Source organism: Fictibacillus sp. S7 (genome assembly GCF_004127935.1).
GTDB classification, from domain to species: domain Bacteria; phylum Bacillota; class Bacilli; order Bacillales; family Fictibacillaceae; genus Fictibacillus_C; species Fictibacillus_C enclensis.
On sequence record NZ_QJKL01000001.1, the window covers coordinates 4,449,693 to 4,464,601 of the forward strand.

Consider the following 14,909-nt stretch of genomic DNA (forward strand, 5'->3'; position numbering starts at 1 on the left):
CACAGTTCACTGGGCACGGGGGTTTTTTGTTGGCGATTTTTAGAATACTTGTTCCAATTCAACAACGCCAGGTACTTCCTCAAGCAAAGCACGCTCGATACCAGCTTTTAGTGTAATAGTGGAGGAAGGGCAGCTTCCGCAAGCACCCATAAGACGGACTTTTACAATTCCATCTTCAAGGTCAACGAGCTCCACGTCTCCGCCGTCACGAAGCAAAAATGGGCGTAATTTATCTAGAACTTCTTCAACTTGCTCACGCATAGAAACTTCAGTAGCCATAATAAAAAACTCCTTTCATAAACAACTTACCCTTATTATACGGGTTTTGATTCAAAAAATCCATGTGCGTGCATCACAACATTTAAAAAGTATTCACCTTTATTAACTTCCCGGAATCGATTACAATTAAACGTGCAGGGACTTTTAAGCTGGGGTGAGGCGAATGGACATGAAACAGATTACGATCAAGGTATTCGGCGGTGAACAGAAATGTGCAAGCTGCGTGAATTTGCCATCTTCCAAAGAAACAGCGGAATGGCTGGAAGCGGCCATTTCACGTAAATATCCTGATCAACTTTTTACCATCGAATATATTGATATCTTTTCATCGGTTGAAGGGGAGAATCAGAAGTTTGCACATCAAATTGTGGAAGAAGAGCTCTTTTATCCTGTGGTTGTTATTAATGATGAAATTGTAGCTGAGGGCAACCCAAGGCTTAAGGATATTTATGCCATCATGGAACTGAACGGTTATAAGGATGCAGGCTGAGACAATGTCTTTACCTTCTATGAAAACCCCGCAGGGATGAGCCCTGCGGGGTTTTTACAATCATTTTAGTTTTGATATTTATAAAGCCATAGAATACCGGATTTCAAAAGACGAGGCACACGTCCGATGAGAGAAGCACCGCCCATGGTTCCAAAACCGCTCTTCTTCCCTAAAGAACCCATAACTCCCTTAAGTTTAATTTCTTCGAGTTCAGGCATCGGCTGATTTTTCCACTTTTTAAGAAGAATATCTGAAATTTGCTCTGCTTGTTCCTCAGCAAGCTGGGCGCTTGGGGAGAAAGCCATGCTGGCACAGTCGCCTACGACATACACATCTTCGTTATTCGGAAGGTGGTGGTACTTCGTCAGTTTAACACGGCCTTGTTGGTCTTTTTCCACATCAAGGTCGCGAACCAGCTTGTTGGGCTGAATGCCGGCAGTCCACACAATCGCATCACATTCAATGGCTGTATCATGGTTGTACAGAACATTCTTTTCCACACGAGTAATGTTGGAATTATTAACAACTTCAACGCCATGCTGAATGAACCAGTTCTGAACATAGTTGCTCAAACGGGGTTTAAAACCATTAAGTATGATTGGGCCACGGTCGAACAGAATAATTTTAAGGTCTGAACGGCTTTCATGCAGTTCACTGGCAAGCTCCACGCCGCTTAGGCCGGCGCCTACCACACCTACAACCCCATTATGAGGGAGATTGTTCAAGACCTGATACGTTTCACGAGACTTGTCCACACTCTGGATGCTCAATGTATATTCTTGCGCTCCAGGGACATTATGGTATTTATCCTCACAGCCAAGGCCAATGATTAATTCATCATATGCCACGGGTTCGTCATCTGCAAGCTGGACTTGTTTGTTGTTAAAATCAAGTTCAGTCACGATTCCGTATTTTATTTTAAGCTGTGGGTGTTCCGGGAAAGGAACACGAATATGGTGGTCAGAAATCGTTCCAGCCGCCAGTGCATAATATTCTGTTTTCAAACAATGATAAGGCTGCTTGTCAATTAAGGTAATTTGGACGTCGGTTGGAAGCTCTGGAGAATTTAACAGACGCTTTAAGATTCTCATTCCTCCATATCCTCCGCCAAGCAATACAAGGTGTTTCATTGTCTTTCCCTTCTTTCTATGGCACTATGTGTAAATAATGGCAACAATAATCGCAATAATACCGCAGTTTTTAAGGCTTCACAGGAAGCGATTTCACATTCAAACACTTCTTAGTATAGCATTTTACTATAAATTCTCAACTGTTTTCCTAAAAACAAAAGGAAGAAGTAAAAGGGTTTGACGGACAAGCCGGAGCGATATACGATAGAAAAGTAAGGCGAGGTGATAAGATGAGACCGATTATTGAATTTTGTGTCAGCAACCTGGCCAACGGTTCGCAGCGTGCACTTGAAAAACTGGAACAGGATTATGATCTCGATGTGATTGAATACGGCTGTCTCGGATATTGTGGTCAGTGTGCCCGTTCTCTATTCGCATTGGTCAATGGTGATATTGTGCGCGGGGAGACGCCGGACGAGCTGGTAGAAAATGTTTATAAATTTCTTGAAGAAAATCCAATGTTTTAATCATAATAAAAAGCTGGCTCATTCATCGAGCCAGCTTTGTTTTTATTTATGATGAATGTTGATATTGTTTGTTCAGCCAAGGCTGGAGCCTTGAATACAAGATGACAAATAGGATTGTGATGATCATGCCTTTAATCACATTAAACGGCGCAATACCTACCAGTATAAGGTTCAACATCGCTTCACCGGACATTTGCGGGGAGTTCAGGAACCAGGTGTAGGCAGGAAGAATCAGTACATAATTCAATAATGCCATCATTAAAGTCATCATGACTGTACCGACAATTAAACCGGCAGACAGACTTTTCGTTGAACGGTGCTTTCTGTAGAAGTAGGACACAGGAACAATGAAGATGGTTCCGGCGATAAAATTCGCCATTTCACCAACAGGCACTCCGGTCATGTTGCCGACGATCCCATAATGAAGAACGTTTTTAATTCCCTCAACTGCCAGGCCGGCAAGAGGGCCGAATACGATTGCTGCAAGCAATGCAGGAACTTCACTGAAGTCAATCTGCAAAAAGGCAGGCAATCCCGGAAATGGAAAATCTAATAATTGTAGTACGTACGCAATGCTGCTTAGCATGGAAACAGCCACCATCTTATACACTTTTCCCTTGTGCATGTTGAAATCTCTCCTTTGTTGCGCCATCTTTGATTTCAAATGCAGTGCACGCTTCTACAATAGAAAACCCTTAGCGGATAGAACGCTAAGGGAGAGTAGTCAGGCATCGTCAAATAAACATTTCAAGGTGATGTGTATCTCCTTAAAACGTACTGAGCGAGGGCTCAGTCATTTTGCAATAGCTCACTTTATTGCAAATCAACCGAACCGTGCACCGTCATCTTCTCCCATCCAGACTGTACTGTCGGCTCTGGAATTACACCAGATCAGCAAATAAGAAAAGCAAAGATGTCTAGCTTCAACGCTTAGACAGGCGTTTCAGCTTTTCTTACAGCTCACGGGCTGATGAAGAGGGAATCTTCAAATACCGCCGGTCGGGAATTTCACCCTGCCCCGAAGATGGATCGCTATTTTTTTATACTGAGATTATTATACTGCAGAAAAAAGATTTTGGAAACCATTTTGACTTACAAAAGTTTAGTGTTGATTTTTCAATCAGCAGGTTACTTTTAAGTGAGACTGGGGTAAAAGAAATCACACAGCTTTGTTGGCATGTAGTATACAATAGAAGAACACTTGAAAATAAAAGGAGGGAAACCTGGCTTCATTCAGAAAAAGCCAGTAGTTATGCTAAACTTTGAACATTCTTGGCCCTACGAAAAAATGATGGATGATATTTATATAAATGAATGCCCCTACTGCCATACTTCCAATGTGCTGACCACATTTTCGGAAGACAAGCTGAATAATGCAAAGGAAGGGATCAAGCAGCTGCTTGTTATGCCCTGCTGTCACAGCAAGCTGACGATACTTAACGCTGATGAAGATTATTTTTGGACAGAGGAGAAGTTAAGATCATAAAAAAAACTGCCGGATGACCGGCAGTTTGCTTCTTAATATTCTTTGATGACATTGTAGAATGTGTCGCGTTCGACTGGTTTTTTGTTGGCTGTTTTAATGAGGTGAACTAACTCTTTTCGAGTAATTCCCTGGGAAGTCAACGCCCCAACAGAGTGAGAAATTCGTTCCTCAATAAGCGTTCCGTGAATGTCATCCGCACCAAAGGACAGTGCCATTTGTGTTAACTGTACGCCAATATTGATCCAGTATGCTTTAATGTGATCAAAGTTATCCAGCATCAAACGGCTGATGGCTATCGTACGCATATCATCATAAGCAGATGTACGGCGTGTCAGTCCCATAGTCGCTGTTCTCGGCTGCATGGCAAGCGGGATAAACACCATAAATCCATTCGTTTTATCTTGAAGCTGGCGTACACGGTCCATATGGATCAAACGCTCTTCTTTGGATTCAATGGAACCGTACAGCATTGTTGCGTGTGTGCGGAGACCCAGGCCATGGGCAAGCTCATGTGCTTCCAGCCATTGATCGGTTGAGGCTTTGTCAGGGCTCATTTTCTCACGGTAGCGCTCGGTAAGAATCTCAGCTCCGCCTCCAGGCAGGGTGTCCAGTCCGGCTTTGACAAGCTCTTCGAGAACTTCTTTCATGGATAGGCCGGAAATTCGGGAAAAGAATTCAATTTCTGCCCCTGTATAGGCTTTAACTGTAGCGTTTGGATAATTTTTTTTCAGCACGCGGATGGTGTCCAAATAATAATCAAATGGAACTTCATTGTTATGGCCGCCTACAATGTGGAATTCTCGGATGTTATCGTTCCATCGTTTTTCTACATATTCCAGAAGCTGTTCTTCATTCATTGTGTAGGCACCGTCTTCACCCGGCTTGCGCTTAAAGCCGCAGAAGCTGCAAGAAGCTTCGCAAACATTGGTCGGGTTAATATACATATTTTCAATGAAATAAACACGATCACCGTTTTTCTGCAGGTTAGCTTCGTTTGCCAATTGAGCGACACTTAAAATATCGTTGGTTTCGTATAAAAACAAACCGTCTTCAATTGAAAGACGTTCACCGTGACGGATTTTTTCAGCAATGTCATGGATTCTTGTATCCTGTGTAATGATGGCCATTACTTTTCCCCCGTTTCTTATTGGTATGTATATATGTTTTATTGTGCAGGGTCTGAACCTGCTGACTCAAACATGTGAAGTATTCCGCCACCTGGTTTGGGTCAGCGAATACGGTGTCTATTATACGCTCATTTATTTGGAAGGACAAGAAAGGAACCATTTCCCCTTGATGTCACATGAATGTAACATAGGTTACGTCTTGTTTACGTTTTGGAAAGAGTATCCACAAATGCGATAAAATATTGCAAAATACAGAGGGGTACCAGGTGATTGTCAATATATTGAATTTAGAGTAAAATTATGGTACAGCCAGGTATGGAACGAACCAGGGAGTGTTGCACATGACAAATTTATTGGATGTCGAACGACTTGATAAATATAATGAACAGATCGAACACCTGCGCCAGCAAATGATTGATACGGCCAACAGCTTGGGCCTGAATCACCCTCAAGTATTGAACTACAGCCAGAAAATAGATGAAACACATAATTTAATCTTAAAGATGGAACAAGGAAAACAGTATTAATAAAGGCAGATGCCTTGAGAGTTTTCTTTAGCACTTGTATACTATAAGTATAAAACCTTCAATGAAGGAGAGTGGATAATAATGATCGTAAACTTTACTGATGCTGCAATCGGCCAAATCAAAGAAATGATGGCTGCAGAAGAGGAAACAGGGCTATTTCTCCGTGTCGGTGTAAAAGGCGGCGGATGCAGCGGCCTTTCGTATGGCATGGGATTTGATAAAGAAACACAAAGCACAGATCACGAGGAAGAAATCAACGGGCTTAAAATTGTCGTTGATGCGGAAAGCGCGAAAATTCTTAACGGAACTACGGTTGACTTCAAGCAAAACATGATGGGCGGAGGATTCACCATCGACAACCCGAACGCCATCGCGTCCTGCGGATGCGGATCTTCCTTCCGTACAGCCGTCAATGCCGGAACTCCTGAAGAGTGCTAATAAGCCATTCACGGTAAAACCCCTGACAAGTCAGGGGTTTTTTTATACGAACATTTTAATCCTGCTGTGAATACCTTTGTATCATTAAAGGAGGAAGCATAGCGGGAATGACAAAATATGTTGTTGAAGTGAGAAGACAATTAAAAAACAGGCCGGGCCTTACCGTTGAAATCGAGTTCCCAACACAAGAAGAAGCCGAAGCCTATATTCAAACGGTGTATGATGATTATGTAAAAGGACAGGAAGATCAAGTGGATTATGAAACCCTCACATACAGTGAAGAACAGTTTCAAAAAGAAATCCTTGTCCGCAAAAGGAATGAAAAAGAAAAAACCATTTTCAGCCTATTGCTTACAACCTACATGAAAACTATGTGAATGATTAATTCCCCAAAAATAAAAGAAAAACAAGGCCCGCCAAGTCAGAAAGAATGGAGCCTCCCACATACAGCCACTTTTTCCGGCCAACATGGCGGCTACTTGCCATCATGAGTCCTGTCCCCAGTATAAAGAATACAATACCGATGATAATGAAGATGTTCATAAAGAAAAACTCCTTTTTCAATAAAAAAACCCGGTGCGCCAACACCGGGTTATCGTTATGGGTTTATGAGCAGCACTTGTCTGCTACAGCTAGTATAACACACACGCTTTGTGATACCAACTGTTAATTCAATCCAGTGCGCGCTCGACTTCCTGCAACAACTGTTTCAGCTTGGGCAGTGTTTCTTTCACATCTTCCAGAAATGATTCATCAGAAATGTGAAGAGTCGCCGTCTTCCGCTGTAGCTCCTGAAGCAGCTCAGCCACCTCAATTTCATCTTCGGTCCATTGACGGTTCAAATTCGTCTCATTCCTCCTTTTCGCACATTAAAGAGCCGGCGTTAGCCGGCTCGCAAATTAAAACAAGCTTGTGCTGTGCTGGGGCTGTGTTTTTGCTTTTGGATCAATATACGTTTTTGCATTGTTCACAGCAGTAGGGGCTTCCCCAAATCCGGCAGCAATCAGTTTAACTTTGCCATCATAGGTACAAATATCACCGGCGGCGTAAATGCCAGGAATACTTGTTTCCATTTTGGAATTGACAATAATGGAATTGCGTTCAATATTAAGGCCCCAGTTCTTGATTGGACCAAGAGAGGACACGAAGCCATAGTTGACAATAACCGCGTCCACTTCGACTTTTTCTTCCACATCTTCGTTTTCTAAAAGAACATGGGTGATCTTTTCATTATCGTGGATCAATTCTTTGATCTGATAGGGTGTTTTCACCTTCACAGATGAATTGAAGAGCTGTTCTACGCTGTGCTCGTGAGCACGGAATTTGGCACGCCTGTGGGTCAGTGTCACCTCTTCGGCAATCGGTTCAAGCATAAGAGACCAATCGAGTGCAGAATCACCGCCGCCGGCCACGAGAACTTTTTTGCCGGCAAAAGCTTGGAGGTCGTTAACAAAATAAAGGAGTGATTTTCCTTCAAACTGTTTCGCGTTCTCCAGTTCAATTCGTCTTGGCTGAAAAGCCCCAACGCCTGCTGTGATGATGACCGCTTTTGAATAATGCGTGTCTTTATCTGTGGTCAGTTCGAAGTGGTCTTCTTTTTTCTCCACGGTCTGAACCGATTCCTCAAGCACCACATCAGGGTTAAATTGTTCAGCCTGGACTTTAAGGTTATTCACAAGATCCTGAGCCAGCACTTTAGGAAAACCGGCCACATCATAGATGTATTTTTCAGGGTATAACGCGGAAAGCTGTCCGCCAAGCTGAGGCATGCTTTCAATAATTTTAACCTTCATTTGCCGCATTCCACCATAGAACGCCGCAAACATACCGGTGGGACCGCCGCCGATTATCGTAATATCATACAGATTTTCTTCCGTCATTTTTCCACCCCCGGGGTAATTTACTCTCCCTTCATTATAGATAGAAAGTGTATGAAAAGAAAGGATAATACCATATTCGCCAATCCATCAAAACCCTTATGGGACTTGAAAGGGCTTTTATCTTCCTTTATTAAAAATTATGCGCTCCGTTTATTAAAATTTTCTTAAAAACGGTTGAAACTTGTCCGGAAAAGGAATAAGATTATAGAGGAAAAAATATGGTGAAATTGTGACAATTTTCGTCTTTATCTATCCTACTACGTGAAATACGTCACAAACTTTTTTGGCCTTTCATATTTCAATCCATGTTAGGTCAAACTAAAAAAAATCTGAAGTGGAAGTGATCATATGAGTAAGCCAAAAATTTTGATTATTGGTGGAGGATATGGCGGTATGATGTCCGCTGTACGTCTGGAGAAAGAGCTTGGATTGAACAATGCTGAGATTACGCTTGTAAACAAGCACAACTATCACTACCAAACAACATGGTTGCACGAAAACGCAGCCGGTACGTTGCACCATGACCGTACACGTATCATGATCGATGACATCATTGATACAAATAAAATCAACTTTGTACAAGATACAGTAGTTGAAATCAAAAAAGACGAAAAGCGTGTCATTCTCCAAAATGGTGAATTAACATACGATTACCTTGTTATTGCTCTTGGATCTGACCCTGAAACATTCGGTATCCAAGGACTTAAGGAAAATGCAATGAGCATTCGAAGCATTAACTCTGTTCGTGAGATCCGCGAGCATATCGATTATAATTTTGCCCGTTACAACAATGAAGGACAAAAACAGGAACTCATCAATATTGTTGTCGGCGGAGCTGGCTTTACTGGTATCGAGTTTGTCGGTGAATTGGCAGACCGAGTTCCTGAACTCTGCAAGGAATATGATATTCCACGTGAAAAAGTACGCATCATCAACATTGAAGCAGCACCAAATGTACTGCCAGGATTTGATGAAGAACTTGTGGAATACGCAATTAATAATCTTGAACGCCGTGGTGTGGAATTCCTTGTGAACACTCCAATTAAAGAGTGTAACGAAGACGGAGTACTTCTTGCATCTGGTGAAGAAATCAAGGCTGCAACCGTTGTTTGGACGGGTGGAGTGCGCGGTAACCATCTTGTGGAAGAAGCTGGCTTTGAAACCATGCGCGGACGTGTAAAAGTGGACAAAGACCTTCGCATGCCTGGTTATGAATATATCTTCGTAGTTGGTGACTGTGCGTTAATTATTAATGAAGAGATCAACCGCCCTTATCCTCCAACTGCACAGATTGCAATCCAGCAGGCATATACCCTCGCGCGCAACCTGAAAACGTTGATCAATGGCGGAGGAAAGATGGAAGAATTCACTTTTGACAACAAAGGTACAGTAGCTTCTCTTGGTAAAGGTGAAGCGATTGGAGTAGTCGGAAACAAGAAGTTGTTCGGTTCCACTGCTTCAGCAATGAAAAAAGTCATTGATAACCGTTACCTCTTCTTGCTTGGGGGCGTACCAATGGTCGTTAAAAAAGGTAAGCTTAAATTATTTTAATTAGCATAACCAACATAGTAAAGCAGAGTTCCCTTCGGAGCTCTGTTTTTTTTATATAATAGAGCATAAAGGTATCGTGAAGGAGAGGTAGGGACATGAGTAATAAGAAAAACAGAGGCAGTGTTTGGCTCGCGGCAGCCGGACTCGTCATTCAGGATGGCAAATGGCTGATGGTCAAAAAGAATTACGGCGGGCTTAAAGGAAAGTGGTCCATTCCGGCAGGGTTTGTGAATGCCGGAGAGACAGTGGATGAAGCGGCAGTCCGAGAGGTAAAAGAAGAAACGGGAATGGCAAGCCGGCCAGTCGGAATCCTGGGAGTAAGAACAGGTGTGATCAATCATGAAATTAGTGACAACATGGTTATTTTTCTTCTTGAACCTGAAGGAGGATCCCTCATTCCGCAGGATAGAGAAATCCAGGAGGCGCAGTTTTTGAGTCCTGAGGAACTGCGGAATGATCCGGCAACTTCTGTTATGGTTCACCATTTTCTAAATGAAAAAGAATCAGCCCTGTTGGAGCACATTAACCCTGGTGATATTTTTGGGTACACTTCTTATAAAATATTTGATAACCGGTGATATTGTAAGAAAATCGTACAAAGATTCAGATATTTATTGATGTTTGCGCTTACATAGGCGATATGAACGAAAATGCCCCCTTTTCAAGTTTTCCGTTTCCTGTTATATTATCAGAAAATTCAAACAAAGGGAGTGCCGTCTAATGACAACATCCACTCGTACAAAAACACAAGAGAAGTGCCAATACTGTGAAGGGAAAGGCTATTTCCAACTATTATTAGGTGGCTCAGAGACTTGTGAAGAATGCTGCGGCAGCGGTAAAAAGAGAAAGGCATAATAAAGAAGAAGGAGCATCAGCAATCAGGTGATGCTCCTCTTTTATTATCCTTATATTGACTTTAACCGCCTGTTTCAGTAAACTAGCTTTGAATACGGGGGTGAAGAAATGTATTTACCGCAGTTGTTTATTTCCATGCTTTTGTTTATTGTACTGTTCTTTGGAATCGGTTTCCTTTTAAACATGCTGTTGCGCTCGACATGGGTAATGGCTGTGATTTATCCCGTTGTCGTTGTCATGATTGTGGATCATGTTAAATTTTTTACATATTTCTCAAGTCCGGCAAAAAGCTTTTCTCAGCTTGGACAGGACTTTATTCATTTGCAAGCGGTCGATATCGCTATTCTGGCATGCGGGATGATTGGGGCCATGATGGCCGGAGTTGCCATCCGTATACTGCGGGTAAGAGGATATCAAATGTTTTAGAATCTTCTGTTTACACAGGAAGGTTCTTTTTTTATGCCTACTTATCGCAGTATAAAATTTACTTCTCTTGGAAAATACTACGTGAAGAGAGGAGTGAGGGTTTGCGTTATCTCATAAAGAGTGCCAAAAGGCTAATGATGACTGTGCTATTGGTGTGGGCAATGCTTGCTACCTTGTCTTCCATATCAGGAGTAGAAGCAGCAGATGTCTCACACTGGGCAGCCGTAAGCCTGCAGGAACCGCAAAAGAATATTTTCGAGCGTGCAGGAACTAAAACGATTCTAGTTTTGTCCCAAGCCATGGAAAAGACTACCGGCATATGGGGGCATGAATTTAAGGTGAATGCGGAGTCATTGGCCCCGAAAGAGACAGCCTTGGATCAATTTGATGTTTCACCTTATCCATCGGTTAAAGTAACCGCCACCGGTTATACTGCCGGAGTGGAATCCACCGGTAAAAGCAAAGCACATCCTGCTTACGGAATTACCAAATCAGGACTCAGGGTCAAGCGGGACCTTTATTCTACAATCGCAGCGGATACGAACATCTTTCCGATTGGCACCATCCTATTTATACCGGGCTACGGTTTTGGTGTGGTTGCTGATACCGGTTCAGCCATTAAGGGCAGAAAGATAGATTTGTATTTTGAAACGATTAAGGATGTTTATGAAAAGTGGGGCAAGAAAACCTTGAGCGTGTATGTCGTCCAAAAAGGGTCCGGCAAACTAACCGAAAAGGAACTGAAAACATGGAACGAACAGAAATCCATGCAGCATTATCGTAAACAATTATATTAAAAAAAGCTTCAAGCGCGATGGCTTGAAGCTTTTTGCTTTAATTAGCCGTTTGGGTGGGCTGTTTCCGCTTCCATAATACTTGATGCAGCTTTTGCAGTCCGTCGATCAGACGAGGGGATGGCCGGCAAAAAAGGTGCTCATCAAGAATATGTACCTTATTCGCCTTGACCGCCCGCAGCTCTGACCAGCCTGGACGTTTTTCCAGTACTTCCGGTTTCACTTTTTGTTTTCTTACACCTACCCAAGCAATGCAAATCTCGTCAGGATCACGTTTGATTACGTCTTCCCAGGTGGTCTGGATGCTTGGCTGCTCCATATCCTCAAATACGTTAACCGCTCCAGCCAAGTGGGAGATCTGGGTCAGCCAATTTTGCTTTCCTGGTGTAAATACAGGTTTTGGCCACCATTCCCAGTAAAGCTTCTTCTTTTCTTTAACACACGCAGCGAACGTTTTGTATTCATTTATCAATTCTTTATATTGAGAAACAAGATAATCCGCACGCTTTTCGACACCTGTTCTTCGGCCGAGGTCGTTTAGATCCTCTGCAATGTCTTCGAGCGTGTTTGGGTTGTACACGACATGTGGAATGTTGCGCCGTTCCAACTCAGCGATGTTTTTTTCCATTCCCGGAACACTTAGGGAAGCGATCACAAGATCCGGCTTTAATTCTTCCACCATATCCATATTGATCGACAGGTCCGGGCCCACCTTCGGCAGCGTCCGGACCCGTTCCGGCCAGTCGGAAAAATCGTCAACAGCCACCAGCTGTTCCGTTAACCCCAAATAATCAACAAGCTCAGTATTGCTCGGACAGATAGACACTAATCTCATGAATCTTCACCCCTTAAATAACGAAGAAAAGCCAGTATACAATCAGTGTTTGGACAATCCCAAGCAAGGCGCCGTAAAATACTTCGTCTGGCTGATGTCCAAGAAGCTCCTTTAATTGCTTGTGCTTTTCTTTTACGTCGGTTTTTTTCATTGCTTGGCTGACTTCCACATGCTCGCGAAAATCAGTTACTAACTTATTCAATACGGCTGCTTGTTCTCCTGCATGCCACCGTATTCCTTTTGCATCATACATGACAATGATGGCAAACATGCAAGCTACGGCGAATATCGAGCTGCCCAAGCCTTCTCTAAGAGCAACTCCAGTTGCAAGCCCGGTAACTGCGGCAGAGTGTGAACTTGGCATCCCTCCTGTACTGATAAACAAATCCCATCTCACTTGTTTTGTCTCCAGGTACGTAATTGGTATTTTTAAAAATTGAGCCATTAATATTCCTAATAAGGAAGCAAGTAAAGGAAAATTAAAAAACAGGTCCATAGATCGTCTCCTCGCAGCCTTTTTTCTACAAAGTATAGAGATAAGTTTGTTCTAATGCTCTCATAATACCCTTTTTTTTCTGTCTGCAATCTTGTTGTTCAGTGGGGAAAAAATAAAGTGATGCAGAAGCAATTTGGTATGATAGGAATGAAAGCAGGTGGGGGAATGAACTATCCAATGGAGTACTATCAGTTTTTTATATCATTCAATGAAGGAGACTACTATACCTGCCATGATCTCCTTGAGGAAATGTGGATGACGGATAAAAGCAATTATTTTTTGAAGGGGCTGCTGCAAATGTCAGTGGCTGTGTATCATTACGAATATGGAAATGTAAAGGGAGCCCGAGTCATGATGGAGGCAGCCCGTCATTATTTAACAGACTATCGTCCGTTTCATTGGGGATTGGATTTGGAGCATGTTTATAATTTTATTGTAGAGTGCTTGAGGAGAATGCCAAAACAGATAAACATGGTTTCGTTTGAAGAGGTGGATTCCTTGCCGGTCCTGCCGGAGCTGATCCTGCTACTAAAAGAGAACGAAGAAGAATAAACTGAATTTAACACACCTCGCAAAGGAGGATTTGCATGTTTACGATAAAAGAAAACTGGAAGAAAGCAGATACAGAGGAAGCGCTGCTTGTCGGCCTTTGGGCCGATTATAAAAAATTGGAAGGCATTCCTGCAGAGCTGGATAAAGCGTTCAACGGCCACATTACACAGCTTTTGCGAGAAGGGGATATACTGACACATGCCAAGTCTGTAACCAAGGTCCATACATTCGGAATCGTCGGAGCCAAGCGGATCTACTTTATAGGGTTAGGGCGCCGGAATGAAGCAAAGTATGAAACGATGAGAGAGGCTTTTGGGAGAGCGGTGGGGCAGCTTACCCGGGAAAAACGGGAAAAGGCGGCCATTGTAATGGAAACCTTTGAAAATGAGAGGATTGCTCCTGAAAGGCTCGCACATGCTTTGGCTGAAGCCGTCACTGCGGCCAGCTACGCATTTGAAAATTACAAAGAACGAACCAACGAGCGGGACAAAAAGCTTACAGAGATCAGGGTCTACAGTTCCGACAGCCGGACGGGGAATGGGCTTTCGACCGGTTACGCCTTTGGAACAGGAATCAATACGGCACGCAACCTCATCAATACACCAGGAAATCTGATGACCCCCACCGATTTGGCCCAGGCTGCCATGGGGATTGCAAGGAAATACAGGATGGACTATGAGATCCTCGAGCGGGAAGATATGGAGCGGCTTGGCATGGGGGCGCTTCTTGCTGTTTCACAAGGATCGGAGGAACCGCCTAAATTGATTACGGTCAAATACAAGGGAAGGGACACATGGAATCATGTGCTGGCCCTGGTTGGAAAAGGCCTTACGTTTGATTCGGGAGGGTATTCGATCAAGCCAGCATCCAATATGCATGAAATGAAAAGTGATATGGGAGGCAGCGCCGCAGTCCTCGGCGCCATGGAGATTGTCGGACAGCTAAAACCGCAAACCAATATCCTTTTTGTCATCCCCTCAAGTGAAAACCTCATTAACGGGAAAGCGATGAAACCGGGAGACGTTTTTACCTCACTCAGCGGTAAAACGATTGAAGTAAGAAATACGGATGCTGAGGGAAGGCTCATCCTGGCTGATGCCATATCATATGCGAAAGAAATGGGGGCCAATTATCTGGTAGATGTGGCGACACTGACTGGAGGCGTAGTGGTCGCTTTAGGTGATACCACGACAGGAGCAGTGACAAATAACGAAGCTTTTTTTGAGCAGGTGAAGGCTTCAGCTGATCATGAGGGGGAATATCTTTGGCAGCTTCCCAGCCATCCTCATTTTAAAGAAATGCTGCGCTCAAGTGATGTGGCAGATTTGAATAATTCCACCGGACGCCTGGGCCACGCCATCACCGGAGGTCTTTTTGTGGGAGAATTCGCAGGTGAAACTCCGTGGGTTCACCTCGATATCGCTGGAACGGCTTATTCGTCCAAACCATCTGCGCTCGGGCCAAAAGGGGCAACGGGAGTAATGGTAAGAACATTGGCAGGTTTAGCGATGAGCTTTCAAGATAAGGAATAGGAGTTACCATTAAAAAGCATGGCACCTGTCATGCTTTTTTACAT

Annotated in this window: 22 protein-coding genes and 1 riboswitch; of the genes, 13 read left to right on the plus strand and 9 right to left on the minus strand. The window is 43.3% G+C overall.

Annotated elements, in window-relative coordinates; translation table 11 throughout:
• Positions 1 to 39: 39 nt before the first annotated feature.
• Entirely contained in the window at positions 40 to 279 is a 240-nt protein-coding gene (locus DMO16_RS22565) for a NifU family protein (RefSeq protein ID WP_061972240.1), read from the minus strand.
• A gap of 163 nt (positions 280 to 442) precedes the next feature.
• Between DMO16_RS22565 and DMO16_RS22570 the strand changes: the two genes are divergently transcribed.
• Positions 443 to 769, plus strand: a complete 327-nt coding sequence (locus DMO16_RS22570; protein ID WP_129480121.1) for a YuzD family protein — start codon at positions 443 to 445, stop codon at positions 767 to 769.
• A gap of 65 nt (positions 770 to 834) precedes the next feature.
• Here DMO16_RS22570 and DMO16_RS22575 read toward each other — a convergent pair whose 3' ends face one another.
• Positions 835 to 1,899 carry an NAD(P)/FAD-dependent oxidoreductase gene (locus tag DMO16_RS22575; RefSeq protein ID WP_061972242.1) on the minus strand — a complete coding sequence of 355 codons (1,065 nt, stop codon included), beginning with the start codon at positions 1,897 to 1,899 and terminating at the stop codon, positions 835 to 837.
• A gap of 230 nt (positions 1,900 to 2,129) precedes the next feature.
• Between DMO16_RS22575 and DMO16_RS22580 the strand changes: the two genes are divergently transcribed.
• The gene (locus DMO16_RS22580; RefSeq protein ID WP_061972243.1) at positions 2,130 to 2,366 is read left to right on the plus strand and encodes a YuzB family protein; all 237 of its coding nucleotides are present in this window, start codon (positions 2,130 to 2,132) and stop codon (positions 2,364 to 2,366) included.
• A 46-nt stretch (positions 2,367 to 2,412) separates the two neighbouring features.
• Here DMO16_RS22580 and DMO16_RS22585 read toward each other — a convergent pair whose 3' ends face one another.
• Positions 2,413 to 2,991: an ECF transporter S component gene (locus DMO16_RS22585; RefSeq protein WP_129480122.1), complete on the minus strand. Its 579-nt coding sequence runs from the start codon at positions 2,989 to 2,991 to the stop codon at positions 2,413 to 2,415.
• 215 nt (positions 2,992 to 3,206) lie between these two features.
• Positions 3,207 to 3,396, minus strand: a riboswitch (FMN riboswitch).
• Between the two features lie 222 nt (positions 3,397 to 3,618).
• On the opposite strand from DMO16_RS22585, the gene DMO16_RS22590 reads away from it, so the two are divergent.
• The gene (locus DMO16_RS22590) at positions 3,619 to 3,852 is read left to right on the plus strand and encodes a hypothetical protein (RefSeq protein WP_061972244.1); all 234 of its coding nucleotides are present in this window, start codon (positions 3,619 to 3,621) and stop codon (positions 3,850 to 3,852) included.
• Between the two features lie 32 nt (positions 3,853 to 3,884).
• On the opposite strand, the gene mqnE is transcribed toward DMO16_RS22590, so the two are convergent.
• Entirely contained in the window at positions 3,885 to 4,979 is a 1,095-nt protein-coding gene (mqnE, locus tag DMO16_RS22595) for an aminofutalosine synthase MqnE (protein ID WP_061972245.1), read from the minus strand.
• 341 nt (positions 4,980 to 5,320) lie between these two features.
• Between mqnE and DMO16_RS22600 the strand changes: the two genes are divergently transcribed.
• The 3 genes from DMO16_RS22600 (at position 5,321) to DMO16_RS22610 (ending at position 6,321) form a co-directional block, all read left to right on the plus strand.
• Positions 5,321 to 5,506 carry an aspartyl-phosphate phosphatase Spo0E family protein gene (locus DMO16_RS22600; protein ID WP_061972246.1) on the plus strand — a complete coding sequence of 62 codons (186 nt, stop codon included), beginning with the start codon at positions 5,321 to 5,323 and terminating at the stop codon, positions 5,504 to 5,506.
• Positions 5,507 to 5,587: 81 nt separating this feature from the next.
• Positions 5,588 to 5,944, plus strand: a complete 357-nt coding sequence (locus DMO16_RS22605; protein ID WP_061972247.1) for a HesB/IscA family protein — start codon at positions 5,588 to 5,590, stop codon at positions 5,942 to 5,944.
• Between the two features lie 107 nt (positions 5,945 to 6,051).
• Positions 6,052 to 6,321 (plus strand): hypothetical protein, encoded by a 270-nt coding sequence (locus DMO16_RS22610; protein WP_129480124.1) that lies wholly within the window; start codon positions 6,052 to 6,054, stop codon positions 6,319 to 6,321.
• A gap of 4 nt (positions 6,322 to 6,325) precedes the next feature.
• Here the strand turns inward: DMO16_RS22610 and DMO16_RS24460 are convergent, their stop codons facing one another.
• The 3 genes from DMO16_RS24460 to DMO16_RS22615 form a co-directional block, all read right to left on the minus strand.
• A complete protein-coding gene (locus tag DMO16_RS24460; protein ID WP_156412575.1) occupies positions 6,326 to 6,487 on the minus strand; it encodes a hypothetical protein in 162 nt (53 codons plus the stop codon).
• Between the two features lie 128 nt (positions 6,488 to 6,615).
• Entirely contained in the window at positions 6,616 to 6,786 is a 171-nt protein-coding gene (locus DMO16_RS24465; protein WP_164989000.1) for a hypothetical protein, read from the minus strand.
• 57 nt (positions 6,787 to 6,843) lie between these two features.
• Entirely contained in the window at positions 6,844 to 7,824 is a 981-nt protein-coding gene (locus DMO16_RS22615; RefSeq protein ID WP_061972270.1) for an NAD(P)/FAD-dependent oxidoreductase, read from the minus strand.
• Between the two features lie 348 nt (positions 7,825 to 8,172).
• Between DMO16_RS22615 and DMO16_RS22620 the strand changes: the two genes are divergently transcribed.
• The 5 genes from DMO16_RS22620 (at position 8,173) to DMO16_RS22635 (ending at position 11,453) form a co-directional block, all read left to right on the plus strand.
• On the plus strand, positions 8,173 to 9,375 hold the full coding sequence (locus DMO16_RS22620) for an NAD(P)/FAD-dependent oxidoreductase (RefSeq protein WP_061972271.1): 1,203 nt from the start codon (positions 8,173 to 8,175) through the stop codon (positions 9,373 to 9,375).
• Between the two features lie 95 nt (positions 9,376 to 9,470).
• Entirely contained in the window at positions 9,471 to 9,953 is a 483-nt protein-coding gene (locus DMO16_RS22625; RefSeq protein WP_061972272.1) for an NUDIX hydrolase, read from the plus strand.
• 142 nt (positions 9,954 to 10,095) lie between these two features.
• Positions 10,096 to 10,230, plus strand: coding sequence for a YuiA family protein (locus DMO16_RS24470; protein ID WP_162264551.1), 135 nt, complete (start codon positions 10,096 to 10,098; stop codon positions 10,228 to 10,230).
• A gap of 108 nt (positions 10,231 to 10,338) precedes the next feature.
• On the plus strand, positions 10,339 to 10,656 hold the full coding sequence (locus DMO16_RS22630; protein ID WP_129480125.1) for a YuiB family protein: 318 nt from the start codon (positions 10,339 to 10,341) through the stop codon (positions 10,654 to 10,656).
• A 134-nt stretch (positions 10,657 to 10,790) separates the two neighbouring features.
• Positions 10,791 to 11,453: a 3D domain-containing protein gene (locus DMO16_RS22635; protein WP_129480475.1), complete on the plus strand. Its 663-nt coding sequence runs from the start codon at positions 10,791 to 10,793 to the stop codon at positions 11,451 to 11,453.
• Positions 11,454 to 11,490: 37 nt separating this feature from the next.
• Here the strand turns inward: DMO16_RS22635 and DMO16_RS22640 are convergent, their stop codons facing one another.
• Both DMO16_RS22640 and DMO16_RS22645 read right to left on the minus strand, forming a co-directional pair.
• Complete coding sequence (locus DMO16_RS22640) at positions 11,491 to 12,285, minus strand: cobalamin-binding protein (RefSeq protein ID WP_061972274.1); 795 nt, start codon at positions 12,283 to 12,285, stop codon at positions 11,491 to 11,493.
• Between the two features lie 13 nt (positions 12,286 to 12,298).
• Positions 12,299 to 12,781: a divergent PAP2 family protein gene (locus tag DMO16_RS22645; protein WP_061972275.1), complete on the minus strand. Its 483-nt coding sequence runs from the start codon at positions 12,779 to 12,781 to the stop codon at positions 12,299 to 12,301.
• 147 nt (positions 12,782 to 12,928) lie between these two features.
• Between DMO16_RS22645 and DMO16_RS22650 the strand changes: the two genes are divergently transcribed.
• Both DMO16_RS22650 and DMO16_RS22655 read left to right on the plus strand, forming a co-directional pair.
• A complete protein-coding gene (locus DMO16_RS22650; RefSeq protein WP_241840633.1) occupies positions 12,929 to 13,333 on the plus strand; it encodes a DUF309 domain-containing protein in 405 nt (134 codons plus the stop codon).
• A gap of 35 nt (positions 13,334 to 13,368) precedes the next feature.
• The gene (locus DMO16_RS22655) at positions 13,369 to 14,865 is read left to right on the plus strand and encodes a leucyl aminopeptidase (RefSeq protein ID WP_129480126.1); all 1,497 of its coding nucleotides are present in this window, start codon (positions 13,369 to 13,371) and stop codon (positions 14,863 to 14,865) included.
• Positions 14,866 to 14,909: the final 44 nt, after the last annotated feature.